Origin of the sequence: Halobacterium sp. CBA1132 (assembly GCF_001485535.1) — an archaeon.
Lineage (GTDB): Archaea > Halobacteriota > Halobacteria > Halobacteriales > Halobacteriaceae > Halobacterium.
The window spans coordinates 1,222,341-1,241,379 of sequence record NZ_BCMZ01000001.1 but is presented as its reverse complement, the minus strand read 5'-3'; the positions used below and the strand labels follow the sequence as shown (position 1 = coordinate 1,241,379).

22 protein-coding genes are annotated in these 19,039 nt (G+C 65.5%); 11 read left to right on the top strand and 11 right to left on the bottom strand.

Annotated elements, in window-relative coordinates; genetic code table 11:
* Window positions 1-52: 52 nt before the first annotated feature.
* The 4 genes from AVZ66_RS06510 to AVZ66_RS06495 all read right to left on the bottom strand — a co-directional run bounded on the left by AVZ66_RS06510 (window position 53) and on the right by AVZ66_RS06495 (window position 2,126).
* Window positions 53-613, bottom strand: a complete 561-nt coding sequence (locus AVZ66_RS06510; protein WP_058982957.1) for a class I SAM-dependent methyltransferase — start codon at window positions 611-613, stop codon at window positions 53-55.
* A complete protein-coding gene (locus tag AVZ66_RS06505; RefSeq protein ID WP_058982955.1) occupies window positions 613-1,050 on the bottom strand; it encodes a DUF302 domain-containing protein in 438 nt (145 codons plus the stop codon). The genes AVZ66_RS06510 and AVZ66_RS06505 overlap by 1 nt, the downstream gene beginning before the upstream one ends.
* A 255-nt stretch (window positions 1,051-1,305) precedes the next feature.
* Complete coding sequence (locus tag AVZ66_RS06500; protein WP_058982953.1) at window positions 1,306-1,878, bottom strand: DsrE/DsrF/DrsH-like family protein; 573 nt, start codon at window positions 1,876-1,878, stop codon at window positions 1,306-1,308.
* 2 nt (window positions 1,879-1,880) lie between these two features.
* Window positions 1,881-2,126 carry a sulfurtransferase TusA family protein gene (locus AVZ66_RS06495; RefSeq protein ID WP_058982951.1) on the bottom strand — a complete coding sequence of 82 codons (246 nt, stop codon included), beginning with the start codon at window positions 2,124-2,126 and terminating at the stop codon, window positions 1,881-1,883.
* Between the two features lie 248 nt (window positions 2,127-2,374).
* On the opposite strand from AVZ66_RS06495, the gene AVZ66_RS06490 reads away from it, so the two are divergent.
* From AVZ66_RS06490 to AVZ66_RS06470, 5 genes are all read left to right on the top strand, one after another.
* Window positions 2,375-3,616: an MBL fold metallo-hydrolase gene (locus AVZ66_RS06490; protein WP_058982949.1), complete on the top strand. Its 1,242-nt coding sequence runs from the start codon at window positions 2,375-2,377 to the stop codon at window positions 3,614-3,616.
* Window positions 3,617-3,624: 8 nt separating this feature from the next.
* Entirely contained in the window at window positions 3,625-4,116 is a 492-nt protein-coding gene (locus AVZ66_RS06485) for a YeeE/YedE family protein (protein WP_058982947.1), read from the top strand.
* The gene (locus AVZ66_RS06480; RefSeq protein WP_058982945.1) at window positions 4,116-4,577 is read left to right on the top strand and encodes a YeeE/YedE family protein; all 462 of its coding nucleotides are present in this window, start codon (window positions 4,116-4,118) and stop codon (window positions 4,575-4,577) included. Before AVZ66_RS06485 ends, AVZ66_RS06480 begins: the two co-directional genes overlap by 1 nt.
* A 95-nt stretch (window positions 4,578-4,672) precedes the next feature.
* Complete coding sequence (locus tag AVZ66_RS06475; RefSeq protein ID WP_058982943.1) at window positions 4,673-5,377, top strand: DUF2270 domain-containing protein; 705 nt, start codon at window positions 4,673-4,675, stop codon at window positions 5,375-5,377.
* Window positions 5,378-5,484: 107 nt separating this feature from the next.
* Entirely contained in the window at window positions 5,485-5,889 is a 405-nt protein-coding gene (locus AVZ66_RS06470) for a helix-turn-helix domain-containing protein (protein WP_058982941.1), read from the top strand.
* Window positions 5,890-6,031: 142 nt separating this feature from the next.
* On the opposite strand, the gene AVZ66_RS06465 is transcribed toward AVZ66_RS06470, so the two are convergent.
* Window positions 6,032-6,526 carry a hypothetical protein gene (locus AVZ66_RS06465; protein WP_058982939.1) on the bottom strand — a complete coding sequence of 165 codons (495 nt, stop codon included), beginning with the start codon at window positions 6,524-6,526 and terminating at the stop codon, window positions 6,032-6,034.
* A gap of 177 nt (window positions 6,527-6,703) precedes the next feature.
* On the opposite strand from AVZ66_RS06465, the gene AVZ66_RS06460 reads away from it, so the two are divergent.
* Entirely contained in the window at window positions 6,704-9,211 is a 2,508-nt protein-coding gene (locus AVZ66_RS06460; protein WP_058982936.1) for a PAS domain S-box protein, read from the top strand.
* Between the two features lie 30 nt (window positions 9,212-9,241).
* On the opposite strand, the gene AVZ66_RS06455 is transcribed toward AVZ66_RS06460, so the two are convergent.
* Window positions 9,242-9,841 carry a PH domain-containing protein gene (locus AVZ66_RS06455; protein WP_058982934.1) on the bottom strand — a complete coding sequence of 200 codons (600 nt, stop codon included), beginning with the start codon at window positions 9,839-9,841 and terminating at the stop codon, window positions 9,242-9,244.
* The gene (locus tag AVZ66_RS06450) at window positions 9,838-10,458 is read right to left on the bottom strand and encodes a PH domain-containing protein (protein ID WP_058982933.1); all 621 of its coding nucleotides are present in this window, start codon (window positions 10,456-10,458) and stop codon (window positions 9,838-9,840) included. Before AVZ66_RS06450 ends, AVZ66_RS06455 begins: the two co-directional genes overlap by 4 nt.
* A gap of 172 nt (window positions 10,459-10,630) precedes the next feature.
* Between AVZ66_RS06450 and AVZ66_RS06445 the strand changes: the two genes are divergently transcribed.
* The 3 genes from AVZ66_RS06445 (at window position 10,631) to AVZ66_RS16190 (ending at window position 12,481) form a co-directional block, all read left to right on the top strand.
* A complete protein-coding gene (locus tag AVZ66_RS06445; RefSeq protein WP_058982931.1) occupies window positions 10,631-11,518 on the top strand; it encodes an alpha/beta fold hydrolase in 888 nt (295 codons plus the stop codon).
* Between the two features lie 60 nt (window positions 11,519-11,578).
* Window positions 11,579-12,223, top strand: coding sequence for a helix-turn-helix domain-containing protein (locus tag AVZ66_RS06440; RefSeq protein ID WP_058982929.1), 645 nt, complete (start codon window positions 11,579-11,581; stop codon window positions 12,221-12,223).
* 84 nt (window positions 12,224-12,307) lie between these two features.
* Entirely contained in the window at window positions 12,308-12,481 is a 174-nt protein-coding gene (locus AVZ66_RS16190) for a hypothetical protein (protein WP_157575624.1), read from the top strand.
* 595 nt (window positions 12,482-13,076) lie between these two features.
* On the opposite strand, the gene AVZ66_RS06435 is transcribed toward AVZ66_RS16190, so the two are convergent.
* Together AVZ66_RS06435 and AVZ66_RS16185 are read right to left on the bottom strand one after the other, a co-directional pair.
* Window positions 13,077-14,192, bottom strand: a complete 1,116-nt coding sequence (locus AVZ66_RS06435) for a Xaa-Pro peptidase family protein (RefSeq protein WP_058982927.1) — start codon at window positions 14,190-14,192, stop codon at window positions 13,077-13,079.
* A gap of 49 nt (window positions 14,193-14,241) precedes the next feature.
* Window positions 14,242-14,403: a hypothetical protein gene (locus AVZ66_RS16185; protein ID WP_157575623.1), complete on the bottom strand. Its 162-nt coding sequence runs from the start codon at window positions 14,401-14,403 to the stop codon at window positions 14,242-14,244.
* A gap of 99 nt (window positions 14,404-14,502) precedes the next feature.
* Here AVZ66_RS16185 and gfo6 point away from each other — a divergent pair, with 99 nt between their 5' ends.
* Window positions 14,503-15,573, top strand: a complete 1,071-nt coding sequence (gfo6, locus tag AVZ66_RS06430) for a D-xylose 1-dehydrogenase Gfo6 (RefSeq protein WP_058982925.1) — start codon at window positions 14,503-14,505, stop codon at window positions 15,571-15,573.
* A 108-nt stretch (window positions 15,574-15,681) separates the two neighbouring features.
* On the top strand, window positions 15,682-16,458 hold the full coding sequence (locus AVZ66_RS06425; protein WP_058982923.1) for an SDR family NAD(P)-dependent oxidoreductase: 777 nt from the start codon (window positions 15,682-15,684) through the stop codon (window positions 16,456-16,458).
* Between the two features lie 113 nt (window positions 16,459-16,571).
* On the opposite strand, the gene AVZ66_RS06420 is transcribed toward AVZ66_RS06425, so the two are convergent.
* A complete protein-coding gene (locus AVZ66_RS06420) occupies window positions 16,572-18,014 on the bottom strand; it encodes an aldehyde dehydrogenase family protein (RefSeq protein WP_058982922.1) in 1,443 nt (480 codons plus the stop codon).
* A gap of 109 nt (window positions 18,015-18,123) precedes the next feature.
* The gene (locus AVZ66_RS06415; protein ID WP_058984657.1) at window positions 18,124-18,858 is read right to left on the bottom strand and encodes a fumarylacetoacetate hydrolase family protein; all 735 of its coding nucleotides are present in this window, start codon (window positions 18,856-18,858) and stop codon (window positions 18,124-18,126) included.
* Window positions 18,859-19,039: the final 181 nt, after the last annotated feature.

Below are 19,039 nucleotides of genomic sequence, written 5' to 3'. Positions count from 1 at the left end.
TACCGGTCGCCCTACGTAGTCGATGAACAGCACCCCACGACGGCGAACTCGCTCAGTTCGGGTGCGCGACCACGACGAACGTCTCGGGGCGAACGGCCAGCGATTCGACGTCGAACCCGCTGTCGCGGAGCGCGTCCGCCGCGTCCGTCGCGGCGAAACGTTCTTCGAGTGGCGGGCCAGCGGCCCCGTCGCCGCTGGCCGCCCAGTCCGCGACGACGAGCGTTCCGGTGTCACCGAGCACTCGCGCGATTTCGTCGTGGGCGTCCGCGCTCGCGAACTCGTGGTAGGTCATCGTGGACAGCGCCGCGTCGAGACGCCCGGTGTCGAAGGGCAGTTCGTCGACGCCGCTGGTCACGAGTTCGACGTTCTCGGGGACGCCCTTCTCGCGGTAGTAGTCGCGCATCGCGTCCTGCACGTCCACCGCGTACACTGTTCGAGCGTGGGGCGCGACGTCGTCAGTGTAGAAGCCGGTGCCGCTCCCGAGGTCGACGACTGTGTCGCTCGGGTCGAGCGCCAGCGCACCGAGCAGTTCCTCCGCCGAGAGGAACCGGTACCGACGCGCCGCGTCTTCGAGTTTGTCGGCGCGGGACGCGTCGAACGTGTGGTGGCCCATCAGAGGTTCTCGAAGGCTTCGTCCACGAGTTCGCCGGTTTCGGCGATGATGTCGGTCATGGCGTCCTCGTCGGTGTCGAGACCGAGGAGGCGTGCGATGCGCATAATCGAGACGTGGTAGACGCGCTGTTGGCCGGGCGCTTCCTCCCAGACGACGACGTTGCACGGCATCAGCGCGCCGAGTCGGTTGTCGGTCGCGTCGAGCGCGCGGTCGGCGAACTCGGGGTTGCACGCGCCGAGCACGTAGTACGGGTCGCGGTCCGCGTCGACTTTCTCGTTGAGCATCTCCGAGGGCGAGAACTCCACGGGGATGCCGAACCCGGCGTCCGTGAACACCTCGCGCACGTGCTCGACTGCCTCGTCGTGGTCCATCTCCAGCGTCGCCTGCGCCTCGCCGTAGTCCTCGGGGTCGATGTCTGCGGGGTCGATAGGGAGCATAACTCGTGTGGAATATTGGGCGTGGAATACAAAACTCCTTCGACCGAAAATTGCCCGGAACCATTCGGTAAGGAGGAACATTGGCGACGAGTGGCGACCACAAGCGGGCGAGATAGTCGCTCGGTAGCCGTCCTCGAAACGCTCCGGCCCACGCGTTTCCCTTGTATAGAAAACGCAAGACTAGCTCGGTCGGAGCGGTGTCCGCGTGCCGCCCATTCGAGGTGTCGGAGCCGAACGTCGTCGAGGCTCGCTCGGTCAGACGAGTAGTTGGATGTCCGCGTCGGCCATGTCTTGGAGGGCCGTCGCCGCGCCGACACCGACGGTGACGCCGTCGTAGAAGTCCTCTTCGTCGTAATCCAGCAGGTCGATGGTCATCTGACAGGCCTGGAACTCCACGCCCATGTCGAGGCTGGTCTCGACCAGTTCCTCGATGGAGGCGGTGCCGTTGTCGTCGATTTTCTTCTCCATCATCTTCGTCGTCACGCGGTCCATGCCGGGGAGCGCGGCGACGGCGTTCGGCACCGGCATGTTGGGGTTGCCGACGGAACTGAGCTTGAGGTTCTTCGAGCGCTCCTCGTGGAGAATCTCCAGCCCCCAGAACGTGTGGAAGACGGTCACGTCGTAGCCGAACGCGGCCGCGGTGCTGGCGAGGATGAGCGGCGGGTACGCCATGTCGAGGGTGCCCTTCGTGGAGATGATGCTCATCTTCTCGGTGTCGTCGCCGTCGGTAGCGTCGGCGAGCGCGTCTTCGAGTTCGTCGACGCGTGCAGCGAGTTCCGCGCGCGAGGGGGCGTCGTCCGTCGACGCGTCGGATGTGTCCGTGCTCATCGTCACTCCGTCTTGCGCACGTAGTGTTTGTACACGTCGTCGCCTTCCTCTTGGGCGACGAGTTCGACGCCACTCGTTCCGGATGCCCAGCCGTCGATGTCGCTCATACTGCCGGAATCCGTGGCCAGCACTTCGAGGACGTCGCCGGCAGCGAGGTCGTCGATTGCCCCCTTCGTCTTCACCACAGGCATGGGACACGATGCGCCTTTCACGTCGAGCGTCTCCGCGATGTCGTATTCTGCACTCATGATTTGTCTGCCCCGTTGGGTTGTATTGGAGCTACCACACAATATCCGCGTCGCAAGTAAAAGATTGTTGGTTCTTGTATGGACTACAAACTACTCTCTAGTCCGTGATGGATGGTATAGGCCCTAAATCAACTATATTAGCTAATTTTCCGAAATACATCTCTCTTCCACCGAAGTAGTATTGTTCAGTTTAGGAAATACTATGGAAATCCTTTTGTGCATCAGGGCGGTAGAAGCGACTGTACGACATGAACGCTGATGACTTCCCGACTCCCGACGTCGAAGTCGCGTCGGTCGAGCCGGAATCGCTGAAGGACCGCATCGACGCCGACGAGGACGTCACGCTCCTCGACGCGCGGATGCAATCCGACTACGAGGAGTGGCACATCGACGGCGAGAACGTCACCTCGATCAACGTCCCGTACTTCCAGTTCCTCGACGACGACATCGACGAGGACGTCCTCGACCGCATTCCCGACGACCGCGACGTGACCGTCGTGTGCGCGAAGGGCGGCGCCAGCGAGTACGTCGCGGGCACGCTCGCGGAACGCGGGTACGACGTCCACCACGTCGGAGACGGGATGAACGGCTGGGCGCGCATCTACGACGCCGTCGAAGTCACCGGCTACGACGGCCCCGGCACGCTCGTTCAGTACCAGCGCCCCTCCTCGGGCTGTCTCGGCTACCTCCTCTACGACGACGGGGAAGCCGCGATTATCGACCCGCTGCGCGCGTTCACCGACCGCTACCTCGCGGACGCCGCGGAACTCCGTTCCGCGAGCCCTGCCTCGCAGGCTCGGCAGGACGCCGAGGAACTCGGCGTCGACCTGCAGTACGCGCTGGACACGCACGTTCACGCCGACCACATCTCGGGCGTGCGTGACCTCGTCGAGGAAGGTGTCGAGGGCGTCGTCCCCGAAGCGGCCGTCGACCGCGGCGTCACGTATGCAGACGACCTGACTACTGCCGCGGACGGCGACACCTTCGAGGTCGGGGACGCGACCATCGAGGCCGTCTACACGCCCGGCCACACCACCGGCATGACCTCTTACCTCGTCGGCGACAGCCTGCTCGCGACCGGCGACGGCCTGTTCGTCGAGAGCGTCGCGCGCCCCGATTTGGAGGAGGGCGACGACGGCGCACCCGACGCCGCGCGCACACTCTACGAGTCCCTGCAGGAGCGCGTGCTGACGCTGCCCGACGACACGCTGATCGGGGGCGCACACTTCAGTGATACCGCAGACCCTGCGGACGACGGCACGTACACCGCCACTCTCGGCGACCTCGTCGCGGAGATGGACGCACTCACGATGGAGGAAGACGAGTTCGTCGACCTCGTGCTCTCGGACATGCCGCCGCGGCCGGCCAACTACGAGGATATCATCGCGACAAACCTCGGGCAGAACGCCGTCGGCGACGACGAAGCGTTCACGCTCGAACTCGGCCCGAACAACTGCGCGGCGAGCCAAGACTCGCTCGCGGGGGACTGAGGCGGCCGATGGTAACTGACCCACTCCTCGTCCAACTGGCAGCCGAGCTGTTCCCGAACGGTGTCAGTCGCTACGCCATCGGCGGACTGCTCGTCGGCCTCGGCGCCGTCGTCATCTACCTCGGCACCGGCATCAGCGCCGGCGCGAGCACGTTCTTGGAGTCGACGCTGTCGTACGTCTCCGACCAGTCGCGGTTCCAGCGCTACGTCGCGTCGCGGGACTGGCGGCTCGTGTTCACGCTGGGTATCGTCCTCGGCGCGGCTGTGTACGCGGTCGTCTTCCAAGGCGGCGCGTGGACGACGGACGTGCAGCCGTGGCGGCTGCTCGTCGGCGGCGTCTTCGTCGGCGTCGGCACGCGCGTCGGGAAGGGCTGTACGTCCGGGCACGGTATCTGCGGCGTCGGCTCGGCGTCGAAGACGTCCCTCGTGGGGGTCTTCGTGTTCCTCTCGGTCGCTATCGTGACCGCGCAAGTGGTCGCCGCACTCGGGGTGAGCCCGTAGTGCCCGAGACGCGTGCGTCCCGGAACGAGTCAGCGGGAACCGAGCGCCATCCCGCGTTCGCGCCGTTGATTCTGGTCGGCGGCCTCATCTTCGGCTTCGGGTTGGCGTACAGCCGGATGGCGCGACCGGAGGTCGTTCTCGACTTCCTCCAGTTCGAGGACTTCGGGCTGGTGTTCGTGATGTTCGGCGGCGCCGCTGTGACCGGCGCGGCGTACTTCCTCGCGCCGCGGCTGCTCGGTCGCGCGCCGCTGACCGGCGATAGCTTCCAGCGCCGACTGAAGTCCCTCGACAGGAACGTCCTCGTCGGCGGCACCGTATTCGGCGTCGGCTGGGGGATCTCGGGCATCTGTCCGGGCGCCGCCTACGCGAGCCTCGGCATCGGGAACGTCGCCATCCTGTGGGCGCTCGCCGGGATGTTCCTCGGGGCGTACCTACAGGGGTACTGGCGAAGCCGGAGCTAACGCGACACCACGGAGACGACGACAGACTGACTGCGTACCTACAGCAACAATGCGAACGAATCGAATCAGACATCGACCGCGGACCACACTCACGAATGACCGAGACCACTGAGACGCGTTCCGATCCGTCGGAGTCGGAACGCCGCGACGTCGGCGCCGGACTGCTCGACGAGAACATGGGACCGAGTTCGGCGATGGCCCACCTCTACCGGGGGGAAGTCCACCGGATGAAACTCTGGCGCGAGCGCCTCGACCGGACGACCAACTGGGCGGTCATCGTGATGGCGGCCATCCTCACGTGGGCGTTCTCCAGTCCGGACAACCCACACTACATCATCCTCGTGGGGTTGGCGACGCTGGGCGTCTTCCTCGTCGTGGAGGCGCGCCGGTACCGCGGCTACGACATCTGGCGCTCCCGAGTTCGCACCCTCCAAGAGAACGTCTGGTCGGTCGGCCTCGACCCGAGTGAGAACGCCGCCGACGCGGACTGGCGAGCCGAACTCGCGGCGGACTACCGGAGTCCCGCCATCAAGATTACAGCGGAGGAAGCGATTGCGCACCGCCTCCGGCGGATTTACCTCCCGCTGTTCGCGGTGCTCCTCCTCGCGTGGTTCATCCGCATCACCGCGTTCTCGACAGAGGTGTGGCTCCAGACGGCCGCTATCGGGATGATTCCCGGTATCGTCGTTGTCGGGGCCGTGGTCGCCTCCTTCGCTGCCGCCGTCGCGGTTGCGTTCCGCCCGCGGACGTGGCACGCGAGAGGCGAACTCCGCGACGAGGACCTCCGCAAGAAACCGTAATCTGTGGTCGAGGCTGAGACCAGCGAATCCGCGTCGTGTATGCGTGTGGTTGTACGAACCGCGCACAAGTCTTTTATCGCCATAGGCCGAAGGTAGCGTTGACAACAATGCCAGATTCGATGTCCGAGCAGCTCCGTCAGGACATGGAGTGCGAGGGGCTGCTGGAGTGTTTCCACGGCCTCAAGGAACTCGACAGGGAGTGCTTCCAAGCGCTGGTCGACGCCGAGGAACCGCTGACTGTCGACGACCTCGCGGCGGCCGTCGACCGGGAGCGCTCGACGGCGTACCGGTCGGTCCAGCGCCTCCTCCAGACGGGCTTCATCGAGAAGGAGCAAATCAACTACGAGCAGGGCGGCTACTACCACGTCTACTCGCCGAACGACCCCGGGCAGATTACCGACGACATGCAGCGGATGCTCAACGACTGGTACGCGAAGATGGGGCAACTCATCCAGGAGTTCGAGTCGAAGTACGAGCAGGCTGACGGGCCCGCTCCGTCCGCGGAGAGCTAATCTGGCCGCACCGACGATGAGTCGTCTCCCTTCTCGCCGAGTAGTCGTCTCATAGTTGCTACGTTGAGCGTCCTCGACGGCCGGCGAACGACAGCCTAGTATTGTATGGGTAGCACAAATAGCAGACCGAGTTCGCGCTCGTTCAGTCGCGGGCGAGGACGTAGCCGACGAGCGCGCCGACGACGACCGTGCTGCCGAACGTGACGAGCGCGCCCAACGCGCCGAGGAACAGCGGGACGAAGATAAACGACAGGAGGTCAGTGAGCGCCTGAACTATCGGCGATGCTCCTGATTCCCCCTCGAAGGGGTTCCCGCGGACCGCGAGGTAGGCCAGTTCGAGGACGTAGAACGGGACGGGGAGCGCGAGAAGACCGACGAGTCCGCCGACTGCCGCGCCGCGTCGGGGTGAACGCGCGCCGCCCAGTCGACCCCAGAGTAGCTGTGCGAGCAGTCCGCCGCCGAGCAGTCCGCCGACGACGAACAGCCACAGGAGGCCGGAGGGCGGACTGAACGCGCGCCCCGCGAGGAAGTCCCCGACGGGCGCGGCGAAGAGGAACAGGAGCGCGAACACGCCGCCCGCACAGCCGAACGTCAGTGCGGGGTGGCGTCGGGCAGCCGCCAGCGAAATAGTACTCACGTTAACACGAACGCGGCCGCCGCAAATAACCGTTGTCCATCGCTTCCGGTACGAGTGCGTTCTCCCCGACGCGAGCGCCGCGTTCGCACCTCAACAGCCGTTTTGGAGCGGCGACGAGAGTAGCCGGGAGTTCGAAATATGGATAATTTTACGTGTCCGCGGAACTAGGAGCGACCGATGGCCGCCGGCATCCAGATTCTGCACGTCGATGACGAGCCGGGGTTCGCAGACATGACCCGGGAGTTTCTCACGCGCCGGGACGATCGATTCAGCGTACACACGGCCACGAGTCCGTCGGAGGGGCTCTCGTACCTCCGCGAGAATCGAGTGGATTGCGTCATCTCGGACCACGACATGCCGGGGAAGAACGGCATCGAGTTCCTCGAAGCCGTCCGCGAGCAGCGCCCGAACCTCCCGTTTATTCTCTTCACGGGGAAGGGCAGCGAAGCCGTTGCAAGCGAAGCGATATCTGCCGGCGTCACCGACTACCTCCAGAAGGAGGACGGCACCAGCCAGTACGCCGTCCTCGCGAATCGCATCGTCAACGCCGTCGAACAGACCCGCGTCAGGCGGCAGGTCGAGGCGACAGAGGAGAAGCTCACGCAGCTCGCGGGGAAAACGGACGACATCCTCTACATGTTCGACGCGGACTGGAGCGAGGTGCTGTTCGTCAACTCCGCGTTCGAGGACATCTGGGGGCTGTCGACGAGTGAACTCGAAGCAGACGCGACGGCGTTCCTGAAGCGCGTTCACCCCGCGGACCGCCCCGACGTGCAGCGGGCGCTGGAGCGCGTCTCCGACGGCGAAGCGGTGGAAATCGAGTACCGCGTGCAGCGGCCGGACGACGACCAGCGGTGGGTTCGCGCCGACAGCAAGCCGATTCTGGACGACGGCGGCGTCGAACGAATCATCGGGTTCGTCCGGGACATCACCGAGCAGAAGACCCACGAGCGCGAACTCCGCGAGGAGCGCGCGTTCGTCGACCAGACGCTGGACGCGCTCGACGACGTCTTCTTCGTCTTCGACACGGACTTCCAGATGCGCCGGTGGAACGAGCAAGTCGTGAACGTGACGGGCTATCCCGACGACGCCGTCGCGGAGATGGAGCCAGTCGAGTTCGTTCCCGACGAGCAGCGATGCCGTATTCGGAACGCCATCGAGGAGATGATGGAGACGGGGACCGCGACGGTGCAAGCCGACCTCCTCACGAACGCCGGCGAACGACAGCCCTACGAGTTCGTCATCACTCGCCTCGTCGACGACGACGGGGCGGAACTGGGGTTCGCGGGCGTCGGCCGCGACATCTCCGGGAAGAACGCGCGGAAGGCGGAACTCGAACGCGCCCACGACCTCCTCGAGCAAGCCGAACGCATCGCGGACGTCGGCGGCTGGGAGATCGACGCGGAGTCCTCCGCGGTGTTCTGGACCGAGCACCTCTTCGACATCCTCGGCGTAGACCGCGACGAGGAACCACCGCTGGACGAGGCGCTCGACGTCTACCACGAGGACGACCGGAAACTTGTCGAGGACGCGATTTCGCGGGCGCGCGAACGGCAAGAGCAGTTCGACGTGACCGTGCGGTTCCGACGGCCGGACGGCGAGGTCGGGTGGCTCCGCATTCAGGGGATGCCAGCCGTCGAGGACGGCGAGGTGGTGTCGCTCCGGGGCGCCGTCCAAGACGTCACCGAGCAGCGGCAGCGAGAACAGGAGCTAGAGCAGGCGCGACAGGACTACGAGGCGCTGTTCAACGGGATGAACGACATGGCGTGGGTCATCGACACGGACGGCGAGTTCGTCGCTGCCAACGACGCTGCCGTCGAAGAGACCGGGTATTCGAGGGCCGAACTCCTGTCGATGAGTCCCTCCGACATCGACGCGGCCCACGAGGAGAGCGAGGTGATGACGCTCATCAATCGGCTGCCCGACCACGGGACGCAGGTGTTCGAGACCGTCCACGAGACCAGCGACGGGCGAGAGATTCCCGTCGAAATCAGCTCGAGTCTCGTCTCCTACCGCGGCGAGCGCGCGGCGTTGAGCATCGCGCGAGACATCACGGACCGGAAGCACCGCGAGGAGCAACTCGAACAGTTCGCGTCCGTGGTCAGCCACGACCTCCGCAACCCGCTCACGGTGGCGAAGGGGCGACTGGAACTCGCGCGGGCGGACGGCGACAGCGAACACGTCGAGGAGGCAATCGAGTCGCTGGGTCGGATGGACCGTCTCATCGAGGACGTGCTCACGCTGGCGCGGCAGGGCGAAGCGGCACGCGACCGGGAGCCAGTGGCGCTCGATTCGCTCGCAGAGGAGGCGTGGCGCCACGTCGCGAGCGCGGACGCCGAGCTACAGGTCGAGACCTCACAGCGGGTTCTGGCGGATCGGAGCCGCCTCCAACAGCTCACGGAGAACCTCCTCGCGAACGCCACCGAACACGGTGGCACCGGCGTCACGATCACGGTCGGCGACCTCGACGACGGGTTCTACGTGGAGGACGACGGCTCCGGCGTGCCCGACGGCGACCACGAGGACATCTTCGAAGCGGGCTACTCGGCGTCTCCGGATGGGACCGGCTTCGGTCTGAGCATCGTCGAGCAGATCGCGGACGGCCACGACTGGCGCATCGAGGCCACCGACGGGTCGGACGGCGGCGCCCGGTTCGAAATCACCGAGGTCGAATCCGACACCTGACTGTGCGGAAGCGGCCGCGCTCGCGCCGAGTTAGTTCGTGCGTCGACGGAGGCTCCGGTGGAGCGCTCGGACTTCCTCGCGGACCGCCCGCCACTGCTCGACGCTCCCCGGAACCGACTGCTCGGCGCGCCGGCCGCCGGAGACGCTGTCGGTGCGGCCGACCGCTTCGTCGACGAGCGCGCGAATCTCCCGCGGGTCGCCGATTCGCTGGTACGTGAAGTCGCCGCCGCCAGCAATCTCGAATTCGACGGAGCCGTAGCCGAACACCGACCCGGTCAGCGACTGGGAGAACGCGCTGTTCTGGACGGTGTGCAGGGAGGCCTGTGACACCGCCCGCGAGAACACGCCCGTCTTCTTGTACAGCGCTTCGTCGGTAATCACGTACTGCGTGCGGCGGTTCCGGAGGTACCGCCACGCCGGCACCAGTACTCCGAATGGAACCAACACTACTGGCAGCCACGAGTCGCTCGCGGCGGCGCCAGCGAGGCCGACGGCGGCGAACACGAGTCCGACAACGACGGCCGGAATCACGACGGTGACGCGCGGCCGTCCCGTCCACACGACTGACTCCGTGTCGCCGACCGGAATTGCCGGGTCGACGGCCGCGGTCTCGCCGCGCTCCCCGTTCATTCGTCGGTAGAGCGCGCATCCGGGTCCTCGTCGAACATCCCCGTCTCGGTGGACGCTCGCGTGGCGTCGCTCTCGGGCGCCGACTGTGCGTCCAGTGTCGTCCGGATGCCGCGGAGTTCTTCGAGAATGTCGTCGAGCACGTCCGCCTTGGTCTCGCCGTTCTCGGGCGTCGAGTCGCCCTGCGTGGCTTTCACGCGCTTGTTGATGGCCTCTTGGACGTGTCGCGGGTCGGGGACGGACTGGAACTGCATCTCGACGCCGGAGCCGCCGGCGGTGGAGATGTCGACGTTCCCGTACCCGAATCGGGTGCCGAAGAATCCCTGACTGTAGGACGTGTTCTGGACTTTCCCGAAGTCGATGCGTTGGACGTCGCGCGAGAGGACGCCGGACTTCCGGTAGAGCGCGTCCAAAGTGACGACGTACTGCGTGTTCTCGCGGTAGAGGTACGCGGAGGCGATGATGAGCAGGCCGACCAGCACTATCGAGAGCGGGATGCCGACGACGAGCGCGGGGATGAGACTGCTCTTGTGGGGTTTCCCCGACCAGACGACTTCTTCGTCGTCGTCGAGGGTCAGCCAGTCCATCGCGGCGGGGTCCAACTGGGAGGGCTGGGACATATCCGTAGTTCCGCGGCTGCTGGCATGAAGGTTCGGTCTATCGGGGAGTCGAATCAGGTCGTCGGGCGGCCGTCTACTGCTTCCTCGGAGCGCGTCATCGGCGCTCCAAGTTATAAACCACCGGTTCAGTACGGCAATATTGATTCCCGCCCGTGGGGGATACCTTCGGGTAATGGCAGCACACACTCGTTCACCCGACTGCGGCGAGGACCGAGACGGTGAGCGAACGAGGACGATACGACTGGACGCGGACCGCGACCTCACCTACACGGAGTACGGAGCCGAGAGCGGCACCCCGGTGGTGTTCTTCCACGGGACGCCGGGGTCGCGCCGGCTCGGTGCGCTGTTCGAGCGCGACGCACGAGCGAACGACGTTCGGCTGCTCGCCTTCGACAGACCCGGCTGTGGGCAGTCCTCCCCGTGGCCGGACTACTCGATTCGGGACGCCGGACAGCTCGTGACCGCCGTCCTCGACGACGCCGGCGCCGAGGAGGCAGACCTCGTCGCGTTCTCGGGCGGGGCGCCACACGCACTCGCCGCCGCGGCGACGCTCCCGGAGCGAGTCACTCGCGTCGACGTCGTCTCCGGAGCGACCCCACCGAAGGCTACCGCCGACCAGCCCACAGTCCACCGCCTCCTCAGTGGGATGGCGGCGCGAACGCCGCGACTGCTCGGTGGGGCGCTCCGGGCGCAGACGTGGCTCGCGCGCCGCCGCGACCCGTCGTTCGTCCTCGCGCAGTACACGACCGGCGAGCCGTCGGGTATCACCGCCGAGGAAGCCGAAGTCGTGCGCGCGGATTTCCTCGAAGCACTCGCCGACCACCGCTCGGGAACCGTCGCCGAACTCCGACAGACGGCGACCGAGTGGCGCGTCGGCTTCGAATCCGTTTCCAGCGACGTTCGCCTGTGGCACGGCAGCGACGACACGAACGTCCCGCTCGGCGACGCCAGACGCTTCGCGTCAGAACTCGACGGGGCGACGCTCCGCGTCGTCGACAACGCGGACCACCTGCAGACGCTGCTCGACAGCGTCCCGGAGATTCTGGCGGCGTCGCAGTGACCGCGCCCTCGAACCACGGGTATTGATGTGCCGATTCGCCGAACGACGCCCAATAGCGGCATGAAGCGCACGCAGTTCTCCGCGACGTACCCCGACGAGTTCGTCCACCCGCTCCACGAGCGAATCACGGAGGCGAGCGCACTCACGCGCGCCGAACTCCTCTCGTGGAGTCCGACCGCCGACGCGACGACGCTGTTCTGGTGCGACGGCGACCGGGACGCGACGGCGACGGCTGTCGACGCCATCGACTCGCTGCTCGTGCGCAACTTCGTCGAGAGCGACGACGGCACGTACGTGTTCCTCCAACAGCAGCGCTACGAGTTCGCGCCTGCCCTCCTCGACGCGATTGCCGAGGCGCGCGTGGTGTTCCTCCCGCCGGTCGTCTTCTTGGACACCGGCGCGGTACAGTTCGAGGCGGTCGGCGAACCGACGGCGCTCAGCACGTTCCACGAAGAACTCAGCGCGCTCCTCGACGTCACCATCGAATCCGTCCACGAATTCGACCGCCTGCGCTCGCCGTGGGGACTCACCGACCGCCAGCGCGCCGCGCTGGACGCCGCCGTCGACGTCGGCTACTACGAAGTGCCCCGCAGCGGGTCGATTGCTGACGTCGCGGAACGACTCGACTGCTCGACGAGTACGGCCAGCGAACTCGTCCGGAAAGCCCAAGCAGCAGTCGTCGAGCACCACGTCGAGACTACGTGAGTGCCAGCGACAGCCGTTCAGTGCGTTCTGTGGTGTGGCCGTTTCCGTCCTCACTCTTTTACTCCTCCCCGGCTACGGTGGCATATGTTCGGGTCCCCACACGTTCGCTTTCTCGTCGGTTCCCTCCTCTCGCTGCCGCTCTCGTCGATTCTCTCGCCGCCGGACGTGTTTGCCCGGTTCTTCACGCTCGCGGTGCTGGTAGCCATCTCGTACTACCTCAGCTACAACGACGGCTACGACGCACTCCTCGGCGATTGAATCGACGCGCTCGCCCGCTGCCATCTCGATGCAGCGGCCACCTGAACCCGCACGTGCCGAGGCCACTACAGCAGCCATCCGAAACAATCACACAACTGTCTGTTACTGGAAGTAGAAATAGTTTACAAAGTAGAATAGCGTCGTGTCTTCGGACATCGATGTGAGTCAATCAACTCTACTGTCGCTCCCGGAAAACACTTCGTGGAGAGTGATACGAGATGGCTCAGCCGACGCCCGTGAAACGAGTGAGTGATACCGACTGTCGTCGTCTCTTACACCGCAATAACTCGGTAAAAACGCTTAAATTCCGTTTCGTCTTTTCCTCGGACAGTGGCATCGGCCCTTACCAGTCTGCACCACGGTCGACACACGCCCACTCGCTGTTCCGTCGAAATCCCGGCGAGGAAGCCACGCTGGTCGAGTATACGTCGCTCCGACGATTCCTTGCTCGGTAGCTGATAGCGGCCGAACGGACGTCTCGACTAGCCGAGACACGACGGTGCCCGCGACACTCACTCGACGCCTCCCAACCGAACTGTCGAGTGCTACAAAGAGTTCTGATAGGAAGAGTGATTCAGAAGTATAATATTTTCGTCTATTGGACCGCAAGCGGGTCGTGGAACGCGATGGACTCGTCGTAGCCGACCGCCTCGTAGGTCGTCGTCGGCCAGTCGCCAGTCGTCGTCACCACGTCCGTATCGTCCTCCGTGACGAACACCGTGTCCTCGCACTTCGCGCCCTGCACAGTCGGGTTCCACGCGAACGGCATCGGCACCGCGACGACGTCCTCGGCGTCCGGGGTCGCGACCCACTCGCGGGTCGCGTACCCGATAGCGCCGCCCTGATGGTGGGCCTGCCACTCGCCCTCGAAGCCCACTGCTTCGTACGCGTCCGAAATCGCGTCGAAGACGTCGCCGGCTGTCCCGTCCGTCGAACCCGCTTCCCGCGTCGCGGCGACGGCGGTGGCCGCTACACGGCAGGCGGCGTCGTGGCGCTCCCGGAGCCACGACGGCGGGTCGAACGTCACCGTCCGCGTCACCGCGACGTCGTGGCCGCCGCGCTCCGCGACCACCGTCAAGTGCGCGAACTCCCCGAGCGGGTCGTCGCGTGGCGTGTAGTGGCGGTAGCGCTGGGAGCGCTCACCGCCGCCGACGAGGACGACCGGCGCTCGGAACCCGCGTTCGAGGAGCGCCTCCGCGAGCGCGCCTGCCGCCGCTCGCTCCGTCGTCTCGGCAGTCAGCCCTCGTGCGACTTCCTCGACAGCCGCAGTCGTCTCCTCGCAGGCCTCACGGTACCCCTGTCGTTCCGCGGTAGGCATCGGCGCTCGCACACTCACGGGGTCGAACTCGCGCAGACCGGGGATGTCGACGTCGGCGGCAGCCGTGCCGCGGTGGTTGGTCGCCACTGCTTCTCGGAGTGACGCCTCGTGCCACTCGTACTCCGTCACTTCCGGGACGACGCCCGCGGCATCGAACGCGGGGAGTTCCTCGTCGAGGAGGCGCTGGCGCTCGTTGTTCGGCGCCACCACGCGCACGCCGTCCTGTCCGACGCCGACCGCGCCGACGCCGATGTCGCTGGTCGCGTCAATCACTGGGTCCCCGCCGGTCAGCCACGCGTAGTTCGCCGGGCGGCAGAACCAGAGTTCGTCGAGCCCTTCCTCGCCGAGGGCGTCCTCGATTCGTTCGAGCTTCCGCGCAGTCGCGTCGGCCATAACTCACCCGCGCACGCCGGCAACTAAAACCTCGGCATCTCGCCCGCGCTCAGGCGTCATCCAGTTCTAGCGGTCGCTGTGCGTACTGAATCCGGGTCAGCGTCGAATTCATCGCGACCGACGTCATTTCGAGGAGCTGCTCGCCGTTCGGCGAGGGGAGGATTGGCGTCGTCCACCTGTTCCGGAAGTCCGACGGGGAGAACAGCCTCATCGACCAACGCGAGAAACGAGAAGTTACCGCGTGACGCGACGGTCCGCGAGCGGCGCCGAGACACAACCCTTTATTTGACGAGTCCGCGGAGTACGGTGTATGGACTTCCCACAAGCTGTCGACTCGTTCACGGACCGCGACTGGCAATCGGCGACTGACGGAACGGTTCGACTCGCGCTCGTCGGCCTCGGGTGGTGGACGGTCGACGAGGCCATCCCCGCAATCCGCGACACGGAACTCTGTGAAGTGAGCGTGCTCGTCAGTCGCTCCCGGGAGAAAGCGCAGCGGTTCGCCGACGAGGCCGACGTGCCGCACGCGATTTCCGGCGACGACTACCACGACGGCGAGTGCGCCGACGAGTACGACGCCGTCTACGTCGCGACACCGAACGCCTACCACTTGGAGTACGTCGAGACTGCAGCGGAACTCGGGAAGGCAGTGCTCTGCGAGAAGCCCATGGAAGCCGACATCGAGCGCGCCGAGCAGATGGCCGAGGTAGCCGACGACGCGGGCATTCCGCTGATGGTCGCCTACCGGATGCACACGGAGCCAGCGGTCCGACGTGCCCGTGACCTCGTCGACGATGGCGTCATCGGCGACCCCGTACAGGTGTACGGGAACAACTCCCAGCAGTTGCTCTCCATCATCGACGACCCCGACCAGTGGCGCCTCGACCCCGGCGCGAGCGGGTACGGCACGTCGATGATGGACCTCGGCATCTACCCAATCAACACGACACGGTTCATCCTCGGGTCGGATCCCGTCTCCGTGCAAGCGCAGATGGCGTCCACACACGACGCGTTCGCGGACGTTCCGGACGAGCGTTCCACGGCAACGGCGGTCTACGACGACGGCGTACACGCGGCGTTCACGGCGACGCAGAACGCGTACGAGGACACGGAGTTGACGATTACGGGGACGGACGGCCAACTCACGCTGTCGCCGGCGTTCCACATGGAGTGCGAACTCACCGTCGAGACGGACGACCACTCGTTCTCGATGGTCGCCGACGACGTCAACGAGATGACCGAGGAGTTCGACTACTTCGCTGACCGCGTGCTCTCCGGGGAACCCGTGTACGCGGACGGCGACCACGGCCTCTACGACATGCGCGTGCTCGAAGCGCTCCACGAATCCGCGGAAACGGGCGCTACGATTACGCTGGAGTAGACGACGGACTGAGCGCACGACGATCCACCGTCGCTCACCGTTCGGCGGGGGACTGCGTTTCGCCGACACGTAGATTCAAGTGGACAGTCACCAATCCGCACACGTAGCATGGAACTCGACAGCAGCGACCGCGTCGCGCTCGTTACGGGCGCCGGGCGCGGTAACGGTGCGGCGATTGCAGCAGAACTGGCGGCCAACGGCGCGACAGTCGTCGTCAACGACCTCGACCTGGAACCGGCCGAGACGACGGCGGCGTCGATTCGGGAGGCGGGCGGGGAGGCCGTCGCGTACGCGGCGGACGTCTCCGAGAAAGACGCCGTGGAGTCGATGGTCGCAGACGCCACCGAAGAACTCGGCGGGATAGACATTCTCGTGAACAACGCCGGCGTCGGGACGACCGGCCCGTTCCTGACGCGGGACGACGACAGTCGCTTCGAACTCAACCTCGACACCCACCTCTGGGGCGCAATCAACTGCACGGAAGCCGTCGTCGACAACATGGTCGACCAGGGCTACGGAAAAATCGTCAACATCACGTCGATACACACGAAGAACGCCGTCGGGATGTCCCCGGAGTACGACGTCGGGAAGTTCAGCCTGCTCGGGTTGACGAAGAGCCTCGCGCTGGAACTCGGCCGTGAGGGTATCCGCGTGAACGCGGTCGCGCCGGGCTGGGTCGACACAAGAATGACTGACGGGTTCACCGACGAGACTGTCGAACAGATTCTGGACTCGAACCCACTGGACAGGTTCGCACAACCCGAGGAGATAGCCGACGCCGTGATGTTCCTCTCGTCGCCGGCCAGCGACTACGTCAACGGCCACGAACTGCGCGTCGACGGCGGACAGGTCCCAATCGACAGCTGGAAACACGACAACCGGTAGCCGACTCCCCCGAAGTCAGCCACGGAACGCGTCCGGCGACACCCACTCCGTCGAGACGGCCCGTCCGCGATTGTCGAATGCGCGCGGTCTCGGAAGCCGCGCTCGCTGCGCGTTCAGTAGTTGTCGTAGACGGTTTTCTCGATAGTGTAGAACTCCAGTCCTTCGTCGCCCTGTTCGCGCCACGTCTCCGAAGAGGAGCGCTTGAAGCCGCCGAAGGGCACGTGGAGTTCGAGACCAGTCGTCTTCTCGTTGACTTTGACGACGCCGGCTTCGGCCTCGTCGAGGAAGCGATTGGCTTCCGTGTGGTCGTCGGTGACCACGCTGGCGGAGAGGCCGTATTCGACGTCGTTAGCCACCTCTAGTCCCTCGTCGAAGTCGGAGACCTTGATGACGGCGACAACCGGGCCGAAGACTTCCTCTTGGGCGATGCGCATGTCGTTGTCGACATCCGAGAAGACAGTTGGCTCGACGAAGTAGCCGTCACCAAGTCCGTCCGGCGTGTCACCGCCAGTCGCTAGGGTAGCTCCCTCGTCCCGGGCGATGTCGATGTATTCGAGCGTGGAGTCCAGTTCGCTCTGGCTGACCTGCGGTCCCATCTCGTGGTCCATTCCGGGGCCGATGTCGATGGACTCGGCCTCCGCGACGAGCGCGTCGACGAACTCGTCGTAGACGTCCTCGTGAACGATTGCTCGGGAGCACGCCGTACACGACTGTCCCGTAGTGCCGAATCCGCCGTTCGCAACGATTTCGGCGGCTTCCTCGGGGTCTGCTGAGTCGGCAACGAGCGTGGGGTTCTTCCCGCCCATCTCCGTCTGTGCGCGCTTGCCTTGGTCGGTCGCTTGGTCGTACACCATCTCCCCCACCTGACTGCTCCCCGTGAACGACACCGCGTCGACTTCCTCGTGTTCGACGAACGTGCTCGCGACCGAACTACCCGGACCGGTGACGACGTTCAGCACGCCGTCGGGCAGGCCCGCCTCGTCGAGCGCCTCTGCGAGCGCGACGGCCGGACCCGGTGCGACACTGGCGGGCTTGAGGACGACCGTATTGCCCGCGGCGAGCGCGGGTGCGAGTTTCCACGCCGGAATCGCAATCGGGTAGTTCCACGGCGTGATGAGGGCTGCGACACCGACCGGCTCCTTGCGCGTGTAGAGTGTGGTGTCGGGGCTGCTGGAGGCTTTCATCGTGCCGCCGAGGTCGGACGCCTTCCCCGCGAAGTAGTGGAAGATGTCGATGGCTCGCTGTACCTCGCCCGCTGCTTCGGGGCGCGCTTTCCCCTCTTCGGCGACGAGTTGGTCGGTAAGTTCGTCCTTGCGGTCGGCGAGGATGCTGCCGGCCTGTCGGAGGATGCGTCCGCGCTCCGGACCGGGTGTGTTCGCCCACTCGTCCTCGGCGGCCGCTGCGGCTTCGGCGGCTTCGTTGGCGTCCTCGGTGCCGGACTGTTGGTATCGCGCGACGACTTCCGAGGGCTTTGCGGGGTTCGTCACGTCGACTGTCTCGCCGGTCGACGCCGAGACCCACTCCCCGTCGACGTAGTTCGAGCTTGTATCCGTCATACGACTAAACGGTTCACTGTTCACACGGACGGGGATTTTGATACCGGCAGTATTCGCAGCATGGGTGGCGACGGCGGCGCCGCGCCTGACCTGCGCTGGCGGGCGTCGCTCAGTCCACTCGCTCGACGCCGTGTTCGAGCACGCCGACACCCTCGATTTCGACCTCGACGTGGTCGCCGTCACCGAGCGGGCCGACGCCTGCCGGCGTTCCAGTCAAGACCACGTCGCCGGGTTCGAGGGTCACGTACTGGGTGATTTCGGCGACGATTTCGGGGACGGAGAAGATGAACTCCTCGATGGACGAGGACTGGCGGGTCTCGCCGTTCACGCGCAGTTCGACGTCCGCGTCCTCGGGTACGTCGTCGGTGTCGGCGACAACGGGGCCGAGCGGGCACGAGTTGTCGAAGGCCTTCCCGCGCACCCAGTTCTGTTCCTCGTACTGGTCGTCGCGGTTGGACACGTCGTTCGCGCACGTGTAGCCCGCCACCACGTCCATCGCGTCCGATTCGTCGACGTTCCGGGCTTGCTCGCCGATGACGATGCCGAGTTCGACTTCGTGCTCGATGGTGTCTTTGCCCGCCGGGAGCGTGATCGTGTCGCCGTGGCTCGAAACCGTGTTCGGCGGCTTCAGGAAGAGTAGCGGGCGGTCCGGAACGTCCATTCCCTCTTCTTCGGCGTGGTCGGCGTAGTTGAGACCGACGCAGACAATCTTCGAGGGTTCGGTCGGAGCCAACACGTCGACTGTCGAGGGACTGTAGACGCGGCCACCGAATTCGATGCCGTCCTCGGTCCAGGTTCCCTCTCTGACGCTGCCTGCGGGATCGCGGAATCTAACTTGGGACACGTTGGCATCGTCGGACACCACTCACTAACAAATGTTGGTCCTCAACGTGCAGGGTGCGCTTCGGGAAGCCATCCACAGCGCCGTATCCAGGTAGTTTTCTTCCGCCATTACCGGACCCATTCCGCGACTATCCTTACACCAGTACGTTTGTAATGTAGGCGGTATTCTGGGGCTATCGCCG